Origin of the sequence: Streptomyces sp. NPDC006872, from assembly GCF_040635845.1 — a bacterium.
Taxonomy (GTDB): domain Bacteria; phylum Actinomycetota; class Actinomycetes; order Streptomycetales; family Streptomycetaceae; genus Streptomyces.
Window position 1 is genome coordinate 312,864 of record NZ_JBEYIL010000002.1, and the last position, 17,889, is coordinate 330,752.

General features: G+C 71.6%; 17 protein-coding genes. 8 read left to right on the forward strand and 9 right to left on the reverse strand.

Annotated features, from left to right (window positions below; translation table 11 throughout):
• The first annotated feature begins 22 nt into the window (after positions 1-22).
• Complete coding sequence (locus tag ABZ725_RS06490) at positions 23-418, forward strand: SgcJ/EcaC family oxidoreductase (protein ID WP_351911550.1); 396 nt, start codon at positions 23-25, stop codon at positions 416-418.
• 71 nt (positions 419-489) lie between these two features.
• On the forward strand, positions 490-1,347 hold the full coding sequence (gene prcB / locus ABZ725_RS06495; protein WP_358802056.1) for a proteasome subunit beta: 858 nt from the start codon (positions 490-492) through the stop codon (positions 1,345-1,347).
• 27 nt (positions 1,348-1,374) lie between these two features.
• On the opposite strand, the gene ABZ725_RS06500 is transcribed toward prcB, so the two are convergent.
• The 4 genes from ABZ725_RS06500 to ABZ725_RS06515 all read right to left on the reverse strand — a co-directional run bounded on the left by ABZ725_RS06500 (position 1,375) and on the right by ABZ725_RS06515 (position 5,811).
• Positions 1,375-2,334, reverse strand: a complete 960-nt coding sequence (locus ABZ725_RS06500; protein ID WP_358801623.1) for a hypothetical protein — start codon at positions 2,332-2,334, stop codon at positions 1,375-1,377.
• Positions 2,335-2,345: 11 nt separating this feature from the next.
• On the reverse strand, positions 2,346-3,818 hold the full coding sequence (locus tag ABZ725_RS06505) for an APC family permease (RefSeq protein WP_358801624.1): 1,473 nt from the start codon (positions 3,816-3,818) through the stop codon (positions 2,346-2,348).
• Between the two features lie 325 nt (positions 3,819-4,143).
• Positions 4,144-5,547, reverse strand: coding sequence for a Si-specific NAD(P)(+) transhydrogenase (gene sthA / locus ABZ725_RS06510; protein ID WP_358801625.1), 1,404 nt, complete (start codon positions 5,545-5,547; stop codon positions 4,144-4,146).
• Between the two features lie 57 nt (positions 5,548-5,604).
• Positions 5,605-5,811 carry a hypothetical protein gene (locus tag ABZ725_RS06515; protein WP_351911554.1) on the reverse strand — a complete coding sequence of 69 codons (207 nt, stop codon included), beginning with the start codon at positions 5,809-5,811 and terminating at the stop codon, positions 5,605-5,607.
• 132 nt (positions 5,812-5,943) lie between these two features.
• On the opposite strand from ABZ725_RS06515, the gene ABZ725_RS06520 reads away from it, so the two are divergent.
• Complete coding sequence (locus tag ABZ725_RS06520) at positions 5,944-8,187, forward strand: MMPL family transporter (RefSeq protein ID WP_358801626.1); 2,244 nt, start codon at positions 5,944-5,946, stop codon at positions 8,185-8,187.
• Here ABZ725_RS06520 and ABZ725_RS06525 read toward each other — a convergent pair.
• Positions 8,147-9,259, reverse strand: coding sequence for a PP2C family protein-serine/threonine phosphatase (locus ABZ725_RS06525; protein WP_358801627.1), 1,113 nt, complete (start codon positions 9,257-9,259; stop codon positions 8,147-8,149). The genes ABZ725_RS06520 and ABZ725_RS06525 overlap by 41 nt on opposite strands.
• A gap of 258 nt (positions 9,260-9,517) precedes the next feature.
• On the opposite strand from ABZ725_RS06525, the gene ABZ725_RS06530 reads away from it, so the two are divergent.
• Entirely contained in the window at positions 9,518-10,408 is an 891-nt protein-coding gene (locus tag ABZ725_RS06530) for a GNAT family N-acetyltransferase (protein WP_358801628.1), read from the forward strand.
• A gap of 43 nt (positions 10,409-10,451) precedes the next feature.
• On the forward strand, positions 10,452-10,787 hold the full coding sequence (locus ABZ725_RS06535) for a hypothetical protein (protein WP_358801629.1): 336 nt from the start codon (positions 10,452-10,454) through the stop codon (positions 10,785-10,787).
• 1 nt (position 10,788) lies between these two features.
• Here the strand turns inward: ABZ725_RS06535 and ABZ725_RS06540 are convergent, their stop codons facing one another.
• Positions 10,789-11,679, reverse strand: a complete 891-nt coding sequence (locus ABZ725_RS06540) for a Gfo/Idh/MocA family oxidoreductase (RefSeq protein ID WP_358801630.1) — start codon at positions 11,677-11,679, stop codon at positions 10,789-10,791.
• Between the two features lie 92 nt (positions 11,680-11,771).
• A complete protein-coding gene (locus ABZ725_RS06545; RefSeq protein ID WP_358801631.1) occupies positions 11,772-13,127 on the reverse strand; it encodes a diaminopimelate decarboxylase in 1,356 nt (451 codons plus the stop codon).
• A gap of 319 nt (positions 13,128-13,446) precedes the next feature.
• Here ABZ725_RS06545 and ABZ725_RS06550 point away from each other — a divergent pair, with 319 nt between their 5' ends.
• The 3 genes from ABZ725_RS06550 (at position 13,447) to ABZ725_RS06560 (ending at position 16,466) form a co-directional block, all read left to right on the forward strand.
• Complete coding sequence (locus ABZ725_RS06550) at positions 13,447-14,307, forward strand: aldo/keto reductase (RefSeq protein ID WP_358801632.1); 861 nt, start codon at positions 13,447-13,449, stop codon at positions 14,305-14,307.
• Between the two features lie 26 nt (positions 14,308-14,333).
• On the forward strand, positions 14,334-16,103 hold the full coding sequence (locus ABZ725_RS06555) for an ABC transporter ATP-binding protein (protein ID WP_358801633.1): 1,770 nt from the start codon (positions 14,334-14,336) through the stop codon (positions 16,101-16,103).
• Positions 16,104-16,220: 117 nt separating this feature from the next.
• On the forward strand, positions 16,221-16,466 hold the full coding sequence (locus ABZ725_RS06560) for a DUF5133 domain-containing protein (protein WP_358801634.1): 246 nt from the start codon (positions 16,221-16,223) through the stop codon (positions 16,464-16,466).
• Positions 16,467-16,489: 23 nt separating this feature from the next.
• On the opposite strand, the gene tgmB is transcribed toward ABZ725_RS06560, so the two are convergent.
• Together tgmB and tgmA are read right to left on the reverse strand one after the other, a co-directional pair.
• Complete coding sequence (tgmB, locus tag ABZ725_RS06565) at positions 16,490-17,476, reverse strand: ATP-grasp ribosomal peptide maturase (protein WP_351911564.1); 987 nt, start codon at positions 17,474-17,476, stop codon at positions 16,490-16,492.
• Positions 17,477-17,492: 16 nt separating this feature from the next.
• Complete coding sequence (tgmA, locus tag ABZ725_RS06570) at positions 17,493-17,684, reverse strand: putative ATP-grasp-modified RiPP (protein ID WP_351911565.1); 192 nt, start codon at positions 17,682-17,684, stop codon at positions 17,493-17,495.
• Between the last annotated feature and the right edge of the window lie 205 nt (positions 17,685-17,889).

The following is a 17,889-nucleotide window of genomic DNA, read 5'->3' on the forward strand; positions in this document are numbered from 1 at the left end:
CCACGGAGAAAGGAGGACGACCGTGTACGACGACGAGACGCAGATCCGCGTCCTGATCAGCCGCTGGGCCGCCGCCGTCCACCGGGGCGACCTCGACACCGTCGTCGCCGGACACGCGGAGGACCTCGTCATGTACGACGTGCCCGCGCCGCACGAGGGCATCCGCGGGCTGGCCGCCTACCGGGCCTGCTGGCCGCCGTTCTTCGCCTGGCAGGCGCAGGGCGCCCTGTTCGACATCGACACGCTCGACGTCACCGCCGGGCACGACGTCGCCTACGCACACGCCCTGCTGCGCTGCGGCACACCACAGGAACTGGCCGCGCAGCCCACCCTGCGGCTACGGCTGACCTTCGGCCTGCGCAAGGAGCGCGGCCGCTGGCTGATCGCCCACGAGCACCACTCGTTCCCGCACGACTGAGTTTCCCGGCCGTGGGCCGCTGGTAGGTAGGGGATGTCGGATCGGGCGGCGAGAGGAATGACATGAGCGGTATGGGCGAGCGTGGGCAGGAGGGCCGGCTGGCCGAGGAGTTCTTCACGGCGGGAGGCTCTTCGTTCAGCGAGTTCCTGGCGGTGCACCGCCCCGAGCTGCTCCCGACCCGCCCGCCGTTCCCGGACGGCGTCCGGGCCGCCCCGGACAGCTTCCCGCACGGCACCACCGTGCTGGCGCTCACCTACCGCGACGGTGTGCTGATCGCCGGTGACCGCCGCGCCACCATGGGCAACGTCATCGCGCAGCGCGACCTGGAGAAGGTGCACCCGGCGGACGACCACACCGCCGTCGCCTTCGCCGGCACCGTCGGCCTGGCCCTGGACATGGTGAAGCTGTACCAGGTCGAGCTCAAGCACTTCGAGAAGGTCGAGGGCGTCGCCATGACGCTCGGCGCCAAGGCGCGCAGGCTGGCCACGATGATCCGGCAGAACCTCGGTCAGGCCATGCAGGGCCTCGCCGTCGTCCCGCTCCTGGTCGGCTACGACACCGCGGCCGCCGCCTCGGGCGCCCGGGGCCGTATATTCAGCTTCGACGTGGCCGGCGGCCTGTACGAGCAGTCGCCCTTCCACGCCGAGGGCTCCGGCTCCCCGTACGCGCGCGGGGCGTTGAAGAAGCTGTACCGCGCCGACATGTCCCGGCGGGATGCGGCCCTCGCCGCGCTCCAGGCCCTGTACGACGCGGCGGACGACGACTCCGCCACCGGCGGCCCCGACATCAGCCGCCGGATCTTCCCGATCGTCTCGGTGATCACCGAGGAGGGCTTCGAGCGGCTGCCCGAGCCGGAGACGGAGGGGCTCAGCCGTGAGATGGTCGAGCGCCGCGGCAGTCGGCCGGACGGCCCGAACGCCGCTCCGTGACCCGGCGGCCGGGGCAGAGCGCCCGGTTCAGTCGCGTACCCCCCACTCCTTGCGCCACTTGACGAGCTGTTGCGTGGGATCCCCGGTGAACGACCAGGGAGCGCGGGTCGCCCGGCGGCCGAGGGTCCGCAGCAGCGGCGCCGCCACATCCGAGGCGCCCGCCGAACACGCGGCGTGCGCGAGGTAGTTGAAGTCGCGCAACTCGCCCGGGGCGACGGCCTCTCCCGAGCGGCCCATGATCCAGCGCTCCCAGGTGCGGCGGACGTCGCTGACGGCGCCGTCGTTCTTCCAGTGCTGGCTCAGGGCCACCGAGGCGGAACGGCCCTGCGCGGCGTCGAGGGTGTGGCGGAACTCCTCGACGCGCGCGTACTGCACCAGCACCGGCAGCGGACAGCCCGGCGGGGCCACGCCGGCCGCGTCCCGGGCGAAGTCGTACATCAGGCCGTGCGAGCCGTGCCAGCGGGCGGAGTAGTAGTGCAGGACCTGGAGGTGGCCCTCCATGCTGTAGGGGTCCCGCCGGTGCAACTCGTCCCACCAGCGGGCCAGTTCCTGCCGCCGGACCCCGGACGGGTAGAGCCGGGCGACCGAGATCAGCGAGGTCCACGGTGTGGGGTCGTCCAGATACGCCTCGGTCGCGGCCAGACAGGCCAGCACCGCGGCGTCGACGCGGGTCCGGTCGACCGGCGCGCCCCGGCCGGCCGCGATGGCGACGTTGAACGCCCGGGCGGTCTCCGTGGCCGCCCGCAGCACCAGCGCGTCGGCGCTGTGCGGCTCGGCGGCCAGCCAGGTCTCCACCGTCGAACTGCCCGCGCAGGCCTGCGCCAGCAGCCGGACCCGGTGACCGCGGACGAGCCAGTCGGGTCCGGTCGCGCGCAACAGGTCCCGCAGCCCCTGCCAGCGGCCGATGACGATGTCGTGCCGGGTGGAGGAGAGGGCGGCGTCCCCGCAGTCGGGGTCGAAATCGGGGGCGAAGCGGTCCCGCGCCATCGGGTCCCCTCTCAGAAGTCGGTGGAGAGACCCTCGTGGACGGCGCTCTGCCCGGCCTTGTCGCCGTCCGGCAGATAGTCGGTCTCGACGGTCTGCGAGGCGTCCAGCCGGGCGGGCCGGTAGTAGTCGCTGCCCTGCCGCCAGTACCAGAGCATCGGCACCAGCCCCAGGGCGAGTCCGCCGATGCCGATGGCGATCGCCGCGGGGTCCAGCTCACCGAGCGACTCCACGAAGATCCAGAACATGAACAGCGCGCCGAACAGCGGCCACAGCCCGCCGAGGAGGAAGTCGGACGGGGACCTCAGCAGCGTCTTGCGATAGGCGACGACGGCCGCCAGGCCCGCCAGGCCGTAGTAGACGGCGATCTGCAGGCCGATCGCCGAGATCGCGTCGCCGAGGATGTCGCCCACCGAGCCCAGCGCGTTGGAGGCGACGAACAGCACCAGCGCCACCCCGCCCACCACCGAGATCGCCACCCAGGGCGTGTTCCACTCGCGGTGCACCTTGCCCAGCGCGGACGGCATCGTACGGTCGCGTCCCATCGCGAACAGGGAGCGGGTGACCTGGATGAGGGTCGTCTCCAGGGTGGCGACGGTGGACAGCATCACGGCCACGATCAGCAGCTTGCCGCCCCAGCCGGGCCACACCTCCTCGCCCAGCGCCGCCAGCACGTTCGCGCCGTTGTCCTCGATCTGCTGCGAGCTGAGGATGATGTTCACCGCGATGGTGAAGACCTCGAACAGCAGGAAGACGATGCCCACGCCGATGAGTCCCGCGAGACCGGTCGTCCGGCGGCTGTTGCGGGTCTCCTCACTGAGGTTGCTGGTCACGTCCCAGCCCCAGTAGTAGAACGCGGCGACCAGTGCGCCCGAGGCGAAGCCGGACACCCCGTCGAAGTGACTGAAACCGAGCCAGGACCAGTCGAACGGCAGTGACTTGTCCGTGTGGAAGACGGCGAGCAGCGCGAACAGCGCCAGGATCGCCAGCTCCACACCCGACATGATCAACTGCGCGCGTACGGTGAGCCGGGCCCCGCCCAGCACCACCGCCAGCATCACCAGGAACCAGGCGGCGCCGACGACGGTCGACAGGGCGGTGTTGTCGGCGAGGTCCTCGTCGAACAGGGCGAGCGTCATCGAACCGGCCGGCAGCGAGCCCGCGACCATGAAGATGGTCGCCGAGATGACCAGCGCCCAGCCGCTGATGAAGCCCAGGAAGGGGTGGAGCGTGCGCCCCACCCATGAGTAGCTGGCGCCTGCGTTGACGTCGATCCGGCTGAGCCGGCTGAAGGCCAGCGCGATGCCCAGCATGGGTATCGCGCAGTACAGCAGTGCCGCCGGACCCGCCAGGCCCACGGCGCCGGCCAGGACCGCCGTGGTGGCGGCGATGGAGTAGGCCGGGGCGCTGCCCGCGACCGCCATCACCACCGTGTCGAAGGTGCCCAGCACGTTCGCCTGGAGCCCTCTTCCGGTGCTGTTGCTCATCGTTGTGCCGCTTTCCGTCGTGCACGCCGCCCGGTGTCGGGGAGGATCCGACGGCGTATGGGGGGTGAGGAGTGGAGCACCGCCGCGCATCGAGAGGGGATGACCTCGGGATACGTCGGCGGCGGGCGCGCGGAGGATACCGTTCCAGCTCTGTGTCGGCGGACGGTCACACCGAGTGTGCGAGTGACTATAGCCCCACCGTTTGAGCTTTCAAGATTGACGGGTGGGTAATGTTCATGACCGCCGGTTCGGTCCCCGCTCGGTCTTCGCTCGGTCCCCGCTCTGTCTCCGCTTGGCCCCTGCCCGGCCCTTGCTCGGCCCCTGTTCAGTCCCCGATGCGGTCCAACTGCCGTAGCCGGTTGGTGGCGTCCAGGGCGGCGACCTTGTACGACTCCGCCAGCGTCGGGTAGTTGAACACCGCGTTGACCAAATAGTCGACGGTCCCGCCGCAGCCCATCACCGACTGACCGATGTGGATCAGCTCGGTCGCCCCGGTGCCGAAGCAGTGCACGCCCAGCAGCTTGCGGTCCTCGGGCGAGACCAACAGTTTGAGCATGCCGTGCGCGTCGCCGATGATCTGCCCGCGGGCCAGTTCGCGGTACCGGGCGACGCCCACCTCGAAGGGCACCCGGTCCTCGGTGAGTTGGTCCTCCGTCCGCCCCACGAAGCTGATCTCCGGGATGGTGTAGATGCCGATCGGCTGGAGGTGGTGCATCTGCCCGACGGGTTCGCCGCAGGCGTGGTAGGCGGCCGCCCGGCCCTGCTCCATCGACGTCGCCGCGAGCGCCGGGAAGCCGATGACGTCACCGACGGCGTAGATGTGCGGGACCTGCGTGCGGTAGTGCTCGTCGACGGGTATCCGGCCGCGCCGGTCGGCCGCCAACCCCGCCTTGTCGAGGTCGAGTTCGTCGGTCAGGCCCTGCCGGCCGGCCGAGTACATCACCGCGTCCGCCGGGATCTTCTTGCCGCTCTCCAGCACGGTCAGGGTGCCCCGGGGATGCCGCTCCACGGCGGCCACGGTCTCCCCGAACCGGAAGGCCACCGCCAGGTCCCGCAGGTGGTACTTGAGCGACTCGATGACCTCGACGTCGCACATGTCGAGCATCCCGGCCCGCTTCTCCACCACGGTCACCTTGCTGCCGAGCGCGGCGAACATACTGGCGTATTCCATACCTATGACACCCGCGCCGACGATCACCATCGACTGCGGCACCCGTTCGACCGTCAGGACGTTGTCGGAGTCGAGGATCGTCCGCCCGTCGAACTCCACGCTGTCCGGCCGGGCCGGCCGCGTCCCGGTGGCGATCACGATGTGCTCGGCGCTGATCAGCCGCTCCTGCCCGGTGATCTCGCGCAGGGCGACCGTGTGCGCGTCGACGAACCGGCCGGTGCCGGCGAACAGGGCGACATGGTTGCGGGACAACTGGCTGCGGATGACGTCGATCTCCCGCCCGACCACATGCTCGGTCCGGGCGGTCAGGTCGGCGACGGTGATGTTCTCCTTGAGGCGGTAACTCTGGCCGTACAGGTCGCGCTGGGTGAGCCCGGTGAGATAGAGCACCGCCTCGCGCAACGTCTTGGAGGGAATCGTGCCGGTGTGGAGGGAGACCCCGCCGACCATGTCGGGGCGGTCGACGACGGCGACCCGGCGGCCCAGTTTGGCCGCGGCGATGGCGGCCTTCTGACCGCCGGGACCTGATCCGAGGACGAGCATGTCGAAGTCGGGCATCCTCCGCAGTCTGACAGTTGCGGTGCCCGCGGCGGAAGAGGCCGCTGCCCGGCTACCTCACGGCAGCAGCTTCTCGATGGCGGAGGGTCCCTCCTCGTCGAGCTTGCGGCGGGCCCACTCGAGGTTGCGCGGCGTGAGGTCCCGCCCGGTGACGAGGACCATGTCCTCCGGCGACACCTCGGTGCCGGTGCGCGTGTGGAGCAGTTCGTCCGGGGTGACGCGGTCCGGGGACGGCCCGGAGGCGCCTGGCTTCGGCTTCGGCATGGCATCTGCTCCTCGGGTCCGAAGGAATGTACTAACACCATTCATCCTGTAGCCGCAGCCTGCAATCGCGATCAGTTCCGGATCGGGTGCCTCCGAGATGCCGCGAAGATCGAGTGGACGTGTAATGGGCGCATGGCACCCACCACCGCTGGGAAACCGCGACGCGGGGGACTGCGCAGGCTCGGCGCCTGGTGCGCCCGCCACTTCCTGCTCGTGATCGTCGCCTGGCTGGTGGCCCTCGTCGCCCTCCAGGTGCTCGACCGGTCCGTCGGCGGGACCTACGAGGACAACTTCCAGTTGCCGGACACCCAGTCCCAGAAGGGCCTCGACGTCCTCAAGGAGCACGACCCGCAGGCGGGCGGATACAGCGCCCAGATCGTCCTGCACGACGATGAACAGGCCCTGAGCGCACTGAGCTCGCAGATGTCCACCACGGTCGGCGACCTGCAGAAGCTGCCCCACGTCCTCTCGGTGCAGAACCCCCTCTCGGTCAGCCCGACCAAGGTCGGTCCGGTGTCGAGCGACGGAAAGACCGGCTACATCACGGTCCGCTTCGACGAGCAGCCCAACACCCTCGGCGACGGCTACCTGACCGGCGTCGACCAGGCCGTCCAGCCGCTGCGGGCTGCCGGCGCCGACGTCGAGTACGGGGGCACGCTCGGCGAACTGGCCCGGCCCAAGGCCAATGACCTCATCAGCGAGGCGATCGGCTTCGCGGTCGCCGTCGTCGTCCTGCTCATCGGCTTCGGCAGTGTCATCGCGGCCGGACTGCCCCTGGTCACCGCGCTCGTCGGGGTCGTCGGCGGACTCGCCGTCCTCGGCCTGCTGGCCGCCGCGTTCACCTTCGCGACCGTCTCACCGACCCTCGCCACCATGATCGGCCTCGGCGTGGGCATCGACTACGCCCTGTTCCTGATCACCCGGCACCGGCAGAACCTGATGAACGGCGCCGACCCCGCCGAGGCCGCCGGGCACGCCACCGCCACCAGCGGCCGCGCCGTTCTCGTCTCCGGCACCACCGTGATCATCGCCCTGATGGGCCTGTACGCGTCCGGGGTGTCCTTCATCGGCAAACTCGGCCTCGCCGCCGCCATCACCGTGGTCTCCGCCGTCATCGGCGCCCTCACCCTCGTCCCCGCCCTGCTCGGGCTCATCGGCCACCACATCGACCGCTGGCATGTGCGCAAGCCCGTCGCCGAGACCGACGCCGAACCGGGCGCCACCCCGCACGGCACCTGGCACCGCTACGCCAAGCGCGTCGAGCGCAGACCCTGGCAGTACCTCGGGGGCGGCGTCGCCGTCATCGCGATCCTCGCCATCCCCGTCTTCTCCATCCAGCTCGGTCACATCGGCGACGGGGCCGATCCCACCTCCTTCACCGACCGGCGGGCCTACGACCTGATGACCGACGCCTTCGGCCCCGGCTCCAACGGGCCCCTCACCGTCGTCATCGACCAGACGTCCGTCCCCTCCGACAAACGCTCCGACCTCCAGTCCCAGGCGCAGAAGAGCCTGGACGCGGTCCCCGACGCGGCCACCGTCACCCCGCTGACGACCACCCAGGACGGCGACATCCTGCTCGCCACCGTCTACTCCAGCCAGGCCCCGCAGGACGCCGTCACCACCGAACTGACGAACCGGCTCAAGGACACGACCCTGCCGGACGCGGTCTCCGGCTACGACGCCAAGGGCTACGTCACCGGAACCACCGCCGCCCAGGTCGACTTCCGCGACATCGTCGCCAGCCGGCTGCCGCTGATCATCTGCGTGGTCGTGGGCCTCGCCTTCCTGATCATCCTCGCCGTCTTCCGCGGCCTGCTCGTCGCGGTGAAGGCCGCCGTCCTCAACGTCCTGTCGATCACGGCCTCGTACGGCGTCGTCGTCGCTGTCTTCCAGTGGGGCTGGGGCGGTCCCGCGCTGGGCGTCAACGGCGATGTGCCCATCGAGAGCTATGTGCCGATGATGATGTTCGCGATCATCTTCGGCCTGAGCATGGACTACGAGATCTTCCTGCTCTCCCGCGTCCACGAGAACTGGCTGCGCACCGGCGACGCCGAGGACTCCGTCGCCCACGCCCTGGAGATCACCGCCCGGGTCATCACCTGCGCCGCCCTGATCATGGTGAGCGTGTTCGCGGCGTTCATCATCAGCGACAACATCGTGGTCAAGATGCTGGGCCTGGGCCTCGCGGTCAGCGTGCTGATCGACGCCACCGTCGTCCGGCTGCTCATGGTGCCCGCCGTGATGACGCTGCTGGGGAAGCACGCCTGGTGGACGCCACGGTGGTTGGACCGGGTGCTGCCGCACATCGACGCCGAGGGCGACGCGGAGACCCTCAGCGGTCAGGGCTCGCAGGCGCGAGAACGAGCATCGTGACGTCGTCGCGGACGGTGGGCGAGTGCCGCAGGACGTCCGCCCACACCCGGTCGGCCGTCGCCGCCGGGTCGGTGTCGCCGTCCGCGGCGAGGGCGGGCAGCCGGTCGAGGAGCGGGTAGAAGACGCCGGCGTCGTCCCTGGCCTCCGAGACGCCGTCCGAGGCGAGGAAGAGCCGGTCTCCGGGGCGCAGCGGCAGGACGTACGCGGTGAGCGCGGCGCCCTGCGGGAGGCCGAGCCCCAGGGGCGTCCACGGGACGGCGTCCACCTCGCTCGCGCGACCCTCGCGCAGCAGCACCGGCGGCGGATGCCCGCAGACGACGACGCGCACGGCGTCCGCGTCCGGCGTGAACTCCAGCAGGACGGCCGTCGCGAACAGCTCGGCATGGGCGACCCGCGCCGAGTCCACCACCAGCCGCCGGTCGAGACGGGCGGCCACCTCCTCCACGGTCGGCAGGTCGAGCACCGCCTCCCGGAACGCGCCGAGCAGCGCGGCCACCGTCGCCACCGCCGCCAGCCCGTGCCCCTGCACATCGCCCAGGACCGCCCGCACCCCGTGGGCGCTCGTCCGCACGTCGAAGAAGTCGCCGCCGACCAGCGTCCCCTCCTGCGCCGCCCGGTACAGGCCCGCGCAGCGCACCGGCCCCACCCGCTCGGGCACCGGCGGCACCAGGGCGCGTTGCGCGGCCTCGGCGATCGTGCGCTCGGTGTCCAGCTGGACGTCCCGGCGGCGGCGCACGAACGCCACGAACACGCTCAGCACGGCGACGAAGCACACCGTCAGCACATCGGTCTGCCCCGGCCGGTCCAGCTGGAACGCGGGCACGTTGAGCATGACGACGACCGCCGCGCCGAGCAGCGCGGTCGCCACGGGACCGTACGACAGGACGGCCAGCGGAGGGATCGCGCCCAGCACGAAGCCGATGTCCAGCGGGTCGGGGCTGGCCAGCGTGGCGGCGCAGACGCCCGCGATCAGGACGAGGGGCAGCGCCCGCACCCAGCGCGGCGGCGGCGCGCCCCGCAGCCACCCACGCCGGCCCGGCCCGTCCGGCCGGTCCCCGTCCTGTCGTGCCACACCCCCACGCTCCACCCCGGCACGGGCCCGCGCACGCCGAGAAAACCGATGGACGCGAGCGAGGACGACCCCCTACCGTGTGAGCGCACGCCCGGACACCCACGGAAGGAGGCGAGCGCCTTGAAGTTCACACCCATCCCGCGCTCCCACCCCGTGACCCCGGCGTGCCCCGTCTGACCGCTGGATCCGACCGCTGAGTCCGATCTCCGTGTCCGACGCCCGGGAGCGCATCGATCCGTACGCATCCCGGAGGAATCCGTGACCGATCTGGTCATCCGCGCTCTCGACGAGAGCGACGTCCATCTGTTCGACACCCTGCCCGACCCGCTGCGCGCCACCGAGGCCTTCGGCAGGATCGCCTACCGCCCGCAGTGGAAGCGCGTCGCCCTGCGCGACGGCCGCGTCGTCGCCCGCGCCGCCTGGTGGGGCGGCCCGGACGACGCCGAACCCCTCGTCGTCGAGTGGTTCGACTTCGCCGACGGCGAGGAGGAGGCCGCCGCCGAACTCCTGCGCACCGCACCCTGGCAGGTCGGCCTGGAGCTGGTCATGCCCGGCGGCTGGCGGGACGACCCCGCCATGCGAGCCGCCGCCGAGGCCCGGCACGCCGTGGCCCGAGCGGCCGGCCACACCCCGCTGGTCGAACGCTTCGTGTACCGCTGGACCCCGCAGTGCGGCCTGCCCGAGCGCCCCGGCCGGCTGATCTTCTCCCCCGAGCCCGACGACGCGGTCTTCTTCGACGCGCTGCGTCGCATCCACTCCGACACCCTCGACGCCCATGCCCGCAAGGCCATCAAGGAAGGCGGCCTCGACCAGGCCGCCCAGGAGGAGATGGACTTCTTCCGCTGGTGCCCGTCCCCGCGCGAGTGGTGGCAGGTCGCCCGCACCCCGGACGGCGATCTGGCCGGCATCCACATCCCGGCCCACAACCCCTCCGGCCCCTGCGTCGGCTTCATCGGCGTCCTGCCGCAACAGCGGGGCCACGGGTACGCCTACGACCTGCTCGCCGAGTGCACGCACTACCTGGCCGAACGGGGCGCCGAGTTCATCGCCGCCGCCACCGACCAGGGCAACTTCCCGATGGCGGCCCACTTCGCCAGGGCCGGCTACCCGATCGTCCGGGAACGGGTAAATTTCGAGATCGGCGGGTGATCGTCGGGTGATCAGCGGGTGATCTTCGGGTGACGGAGGCGTGATGGGGTTCGACGGCGAGGTCTGGCAGGTGCGCGACCTCGCCGGCGGGGCGGACCTCGGCGAGATCGTCGTCGCCGAGGCGGATTTCCCCTGGCTGTCGGGGCGCTTCACGGCCGGACCGGCGTACCACGCCGTCGAGCCCCTGTTCACCCGTGAGCTGGTGCTCATGGAGGCCGAGGACTGGCAGGAGTGGGAACTCCTGCAGGCCGAGATACGCCGCCGGGTGTCGCTGATCTCGCCCCGCGGGCCCGTCCCGGAGTTCCTGCTGCACATCGAGGACGACGTGGCCTGGTTCCGGTGGAGCGACGAGCCCTTCGAAGAGGGCCAGGCGGACTGACTCAGCGCGTTCCGGCCTCCAACAGCGCCTCGGCTTCGGCCAGTATCTCCGTCACGCGCAGCCCGAAAGCCGCGTCGCAGGGGTGGGGGCGGCCGTCGCGGGCCGCGGCGAGCAGTTCGTCCGCGGCCCGGGTGAGGGCGGTGTGGGCGTCTCCCGTGCCCTGGGGGAGCTGGGTCACCCCGGCCGTGCCGCGGAGTTCGAGGCTCGCGCCCGTCGCCGCGGGCGGGGCCGTCAGACTGAGCGTCAGTGTGCTCGAGGCGCCGGCGGCATGGTCCAGGACGAGGTGGACGGTGTCGCCGGGGCCATGGGCCGCGGCCGTCACCCGGCGGACGTCGCCGAGGACCGGCAGCAGCATGGACAGCGCGTGCGGACCGACGTCCCACAGGGCGCCCTTCTCGCCGCGCCAGGGCGTGGCGAACGGGCTGTCGCCGTCACTGTGGAAGACGTCCCCGAGCCACTGGGCGTGTCCCGTGAACCACCCTCCGGCGGCCGCCTGCTCGGCGATCCAGGCGCTGGGCTCGGACCCGAACCGGCTGGTGAAGAAGACGACCGAGGCGACCTGCGCCTTCGTCGCCGCCCGCACCACGGCCTGCGCTCCCGCGACCGTCGCCGCGACGGGCTTGTCCAGCAGAAGATGACAGCCGGCCCCGGCGGCCCGCACCGCGAGCTGCGCCTGGACGTCCGGCGGCAGGGCGACGGCCACCGCGTCCACGTCCGCCAGCAGGGCGTCGACGTCGTCGTAGGCCCGGGTCCCGTGGCGGTCGGCCAGTTCCTTCGCGGCCTCCGGGCGCCGGCCCCAGATTCCGACGAAGTCCAGGTCGTCGTGGGCGGCGAGGACGGGCGCGTGGACCATCTGGGCCCAAGGGCCGGTGCCGAGCAGACCGATGCGCATACCGCTGACTCTCCCTGTTGCTGTCCAACATTCAAGTGATCTCTGCCGTGGGCGAGCCTCGCACAGGCAGGGACGCCCTGGACAGCCCCGTCTCAGGGGCGGGCCGCCGCGGTGAAGCCCGTGAGCAGGGCGTCAGCCTGGGCCAGACCGCTCTCCAGGGAGATCTCCCGCACCGTCTGCGCGGACCGGACCGTGGCGAACGTGACGTGGGCGCCGTCGAGCAGATAGCCGTACACGGCGGGCCTGGGCAGGCTGTTGTACGACCAGTGCGCCGAGAAGTAGTAGCCGCCGGTGTCGTGGAGCACCACCAGGTCCCCCTCGGCGAGCTCCGGCAGCGGCCGGTCGTGGGCCACGACGTCCCCGGCGAAGCAGAGCGGCCCGGCGACGTCCTGCCGTACGAGGGGCGTCCGCTTGGGCGTGCCGTCCGGCCCGAACGCGGACACCCGCAACGGCCAGGCCTCCGGCATGAAGACCGTACGGGTGGCCACCTGCCCGCCCGCGTGGGTGAGCGCGATCCGGCGGCCGCCCGCGTCCTTCACGTACTCGACGAGGGCCGCCGTGAAGCCGTTCTTGGCGATCAGGGAGCGGCCGAACTCGGTGACCACCTGGTAGCGGCCGTCCAGCAGCGCCGGCTCCGCCGCCGTGAGCGCGGCGACGTACTCGGCGTAGGTCGGCGTGACCGTGTCGTCGGCGAAGTTCACCGGCAGCCCGCCGCCCAGGTCCAGGCTGGTCACCTGGCGGCGCCCGACGTACGCGTTGATCTCCTCGGCGAGCCGGTGCGTCGCCGCGAGGCCCGCCGCGATCAGGGACAGCGGGCAGCCCTGCGAGCCCACGTGCGCGTGCAGCCGGGTCAGCCACGGGCGCCGCGCGAAGGCCTCGACGACCCGCGCGCGGGCCCCCGGGTCGCGCAGCGCCACGCCGAACTTGGAGGTCGCGGTCGCCGTGCTCATCGCTCCGATGGACCCGCCGCCGACCTGGGGATTGACCCGCAGCCCGAGCACGGACGCGCAGTCCGCGGGGCGCAGCGCGTCGATCCGTTCGAGCTCGTCGAGGTTGTCCGCGTTGAGCGCGACGCCCAGGGCGAGGGCCTCGCGGATCTCCCGGCGGGTCTTGGCCGGCGAGTCCAGCACGATACGCGCCGGGGCGAACCCCGCGTCCAGCGCCAGCCGCAGCTCGCCGGGGCCGGCCACCTCGCAGCCCATCCCGGCGTCGGCGAGCAGCCGCAGCACGGGCACCAGCGCACAGGCCTTGGCGGCGAAGGCGTGCAGCACATCCGGCACCTGCGCGAACGCCTCGTGCAGCCCGGCGACGGTGTCGCGCACGCCCCGTACGTCGAGGAACCCGGCCACCGGCCGGTCCTCCCCGATCAGCCCGTCCACGACGGCCTGACGGACGGCGAGCGCGACGGGCGAGGCGTCGCTGTGATGGTTCTCGGCGGGAAGCGGCACGTCCTGGTCTCCTTCGGGCGAGTAAGCGCTGTCACCGCGGCAGGTGACACTTCCAGACTGGCCCCGCGCCGGCCATTCGTCTTCGGGGGACGGCACAAAGACGACCGGAACGACCGGAACCCTGCGCCGCCAGGCTCCGCGTGACGTGTTCCCGGCGATTGAGCGGCTCTGCTGCTGAATGCGTTCGCTTTCTCGCGTTGGACCCGCGGCCGACGGCGGGGTCAGGCTGGAGGACGTCCGGTGTTCCGCCCTCACCTTCCGGTGCACCGGACTTCCCCTTGCCCGCCCGCAGCCGCACTCCGAAAGAGGTCGCGAGCCCATGCAGACCCGCCGCATCGGTGACCGGGACGTCAGCGCGATCGGTCTGGGCGCCATGCCCATGTCGATCGAAGGACGCCCGGACGAAGCCCGCTCCCTGGCCACGATCCACGCCGCGCTGGACGCCGGCGTGACGCTGATCGACACCGCGGACGCCTACCACCTCGGCGCCGACGAGGTCGGCCACAACGAGACCCTGATCGCCAAGGCCCTCGCCTCCCACGACCGGGGCGGGGACGTCCTGGTCGCCACCAAGGGCGGCCATCTGCGCCCCGGCGACGGCAGTTGGACCCTGGACGGCAGCCCCGAGCACCTCAAGGCGGCCTGCGAGGCCTCGCTGCGCCGGCTGGGGGTGGAGGCGATCGACCTGTACCAGTTCCACCGCCCCGACCCGCGGATCCCGTACGCGGAGTCCGTCGGCGCGGTGCGCGAACTGCTCGACGAGGGCAAGATCCGCGCGGCCGGCGTCTCCAACGCCGACCCCGAGCAGATCAGGCAGGCGAACGACATCCTCGGCGGCCGGCTCGTCGCCGTCCAGAACCAGTTCTCCCCGGCCTTCCGCTCCAGCGAGCCCGAACTGCGCCTGTGCGACGAGCTCGGCATCGCGTTCCTGCCGTGGAGCCCGCTCGGCGGCATCGCCCGGGCCCGCGAACTGGGCTCCTCCTACGCGCCGTTCGCCCATGTGGCCGAGGCCCACGGGGTCAGCCCGCAGCGCGTCTGCCTGGCCTGGATGCTCGCCAAGTCGCCGGTGGTGGTGCCCATTCCCGGCGCGAGCCGTCCCGAGACGATCCTCGACTCCCTCGCCGCGACGGACCTCGTCCTGACCGCCGCTGAACTCGCGGAGCTGGACGCCGCCGTCTGACCCGACCACCAGGAGGACCGACGTTCATGGCGTCGTCGTACGAAGGACCGCTCGACCACCGATACCGGGGCGAGCACCCGATCCGCACCCTCGCCTACCTCCTGCGCGCCGACCGCCGCAGCCTCGCCGCCGCGGCCGGCGTCTTCACGGTCAAGCACAGCCCGGTGTGGCTGCTGCCGCTGATCACCGCGTCCATCATCGACACCGTCGTCCAGCACCAGCCGATCGGCCGACTCTGGACCAGCACCGCAGTCATCCTGTTCATCCTGCTCGTCAACTACCCGCTGCACCTGCTCTACGTCCGCCTGCTCTACGGCAGCGTCCGCCGCATGGGAACCACCCTGCGCTCCGCGCTCTGCACCCGGATGCAGCAGCTGTCCATCGGCTACCACTCCCGGGTCAGCGCCGGAGTGCTCCAGGCCAAGGTGGTGCGGGACGTCGAGACCGTGGAGCAGATGGTGCAGCAGACCGCCGAACAGGGCCTCGGCGCACTCACCGTGCTCACCGGCGGCCTCGTCATCATCGCCTGGCGCACCCCGGAGTTCGTGCCCGTCTTCCTCGTCGTGGTGCCCGCCGCCGCCCTGCTCGTGGACCGGCTGCGGGCCCGACTGCGCACCCACAACGAGGACTTCCGGCACGAGGTGGAGACCCTGTCCTCCCGCGTCACCGAGATGACCCGCCTGATCCCGGTCACCCGCGCCCACGGCCTGGAGCGCAAGGCGCTGCGCCGTATGGACGGCGTCCTCAGCCGGCTGCTCACCTCCGGCATGCGCCTCGACCTGCTCAACGGACGGTTCGGTTCGCTGGCCTGGGTGCTGCTCAACGTGATCGGCGTGCTCGTCCTCACCGGCGCCGCGCTGATCTCGTACTACGGCCTGTGGGGCGTCACCGCGGGCGACGTGGTGATGCTCAGCGCCTTCCTGACCACCCTCACCAACTCCACCACCACCCTGACCGGGCTGGCCCCGGTCATCACCAAGGGCCTGGAGTCGGTGCGTTCGGTCGGCGAGGTCCTCCAGGCGCCCGAGTTGGAGGACAACGCGGGCAAACCCGAACTCACCGCGCTGCACGGGTCCGTGAGCTTCGAGGACGTCGGCTACGCGTACGACGACGACCGCCCGGCGGTGCGCGACTTCACCCTCTCGGCCGCACCGGGCGAGACCGTCGCCCTCGTCGGGGCGTCCGGCGCGGGCAAGTCCACGGTGCTCAACCTCGTCATCGGCTTCATCCGGCCGACTTCGGGCCGGGTGCTGCTCGACGGAACCGACATGAACACCCTCGATCTGCGCACCTACCGGCGGTTCGTGTCGGTGGTGCCGCAGGAGTCGATCCTCTTCGACGGCACGATCCGCGAGAACGTCGCCTACGGCATGGAGGACGAGGCCGACGAGGAGACCGTCCGCGCGGCCCTGCGCGACGCCAACGCGCTGGAGTTCGTCGAGCGGCTCCCGGACGGTCCGGACACCCTCGTCGGCGAGCGTGGGGCCCGGCTGTCCGGCGGGCAGAAGCAGCGCCTGGCCATCGCCCGCGCCCTGATCCGGGACCCGAAGGTGCTGGTCCTGGACGAGGCCACCTCCGCGCTCGACACCCGGTCCGAGGCGCTCGTCCAACAGGCCCTCGCCCGGCTGCTGCACGGCCGCACCACCTTCGTGGTGGCGCACCGGCTGTCCACCGTGCGGGGTGCGGACCGGATCGTGGTGATGGGGGAGGGGCGGATCCTGGAGACCGGCACGCACGACGAACTCCTGCGGCGCGGCGGCGCGTACACGGACCTGCACAGTGGGCAGGTCGCGTGACGGCCCGTCGACCCCGGGTGGCCCGATCTCGACCCCGGCGGGTGACAGGTCCGTCCGACGTGCATGATCCGCCCTGGTCCGGGCACACGCAGCGCACCACCGCAGAGAGGGGCGCTCGTGATCGTTCCGGACCCGAAGGTCGCCAGGACGTTGCTGGCCCGGTACGCGACGCTGAAGATCGCTCAGGCGGAGCGGGAGCGGCCGCAGACGGTGTGTGAACTCCAGGACGTGACGTACACCCTGTGCTTGCTGATGGGCACGGCCGACGTCCGGGAGGCGGTCGCCGCGGCGGATGCGCTGCTGGAGTCCGCGGCGGCGGTGCCCGTGGGGAAGTCGGAGAGCGGACTGTTCCTGGCCGTCTGAGGACGGCCAGGAGTCCTGGTGTCTCAGCCGGCGGTCGAGCCGCACCGGTCGGTTCGCCGGGCGGTGCGCTCCGGGGGCGACCCGGCCAGCCACTCCGCGATGGTGCGGGCGATCGGCTGGCCGGTGTCCACCTCCACGAAGCCGAACTGCCCGGACTGGTTGCACTCCAGGAACCACCAGGTCCCGTCGGTGTCCTCCGCGAAGTCGAAGGCGCCGTAGGCCAGTTCGGCCTCCCGCAGATACCTCCGCACGGCCTCGGCGAGGCGCGGCGGGACGTCGGCGGGGCGCCACGGGGTGGTGGACGGCGAGAAGCGCACGTCCACCACGTCCGGGTCGCTTCCGGGAGCCGTCTCCTTGCGGGCGGCCAGGAGACGGTCGCCGACCGCGGTCAACCGGATGTCCGCCCGCTTGGCCACCCGGCGCTGCAGCAGCGTCGGACCGTAGGCGACGGTGGCGAAGTCGGCGTCCGCCGGGACCCTGGTGGTGGGCACGGCACGCGGCGGATCCTGCGGGTGCGCCCCGGACACCGGCTTGACCACCAGATCCGGATAGCGGTCCGCGAACTCGCGGGCCGCCTGCGGGAACGTGGTGATGAGGGTGGCCGGCACGGGCAGGCCGCTGCGCTGCGCGAGCCGGAGCTGCCAGGGCTTGTGCCGGGCCCGCAGGGACGCGTCCGGATGGTTCATCCAGCGCGTGTCGGTACCGCGGAGCATGCCGTACAGCGCCTGCGAGGCCTCCTCCGTGAGCCACGCGGACGGTTCGGGCGCCTTGGCCGCGGGGGAGCCGGGCCGGCGGACCCACACCGACCTGACTCCGTCGAGGCTCACCAGCCGCCCGGCGGACGACAGATGGCCCCGGAAGGCTCCGTGCACGTACTCGCCGGAGAGCGCGACGGAATAGGTCAGGTCGGCGGGATCGAGCCGGACGACCGGGACGCCCGCGGCGTTCAGGTGCACGACCACCATGTCCGCGGTGACGTCCTCTTCACAGGTCAGAATGAGCACGGTCATTTGCGTCGGTCCGTGTTCAGTCGTCGAAGTGGGTCTTGGAGCCCGCGGTCGAGGTCGTGGTCCCGAGTTCTCTCAGCAGAGCGTGATCACGAGCGGCGATCCGGCCGTCGAGAGTCACGTTCAACTGCAGTCCGGGGTCATAGGCGTACGGAGTGGCGAACTCCAACTCGGCCGCAGGGCGTGCGTAGTTGAGCGTGAACGGTTGCATCGTCTCTCCCTCGTCGGTACTGCCTCGATCAAGCGGTGCCGCTGTGCGACGTCACTCGGGCCCGCTTCAGTGCTGCTGGATGTGTGCGTCCTTCAGTCACTTATACGAATCGAACGGGTGGTTGGTTTCCTTACTCTCCGTGATCATCGGGGAGTTGGGCCTCGACCAGGGCGCGGAGCAGGGGAGATCGGGCTCGGGCAGGGTT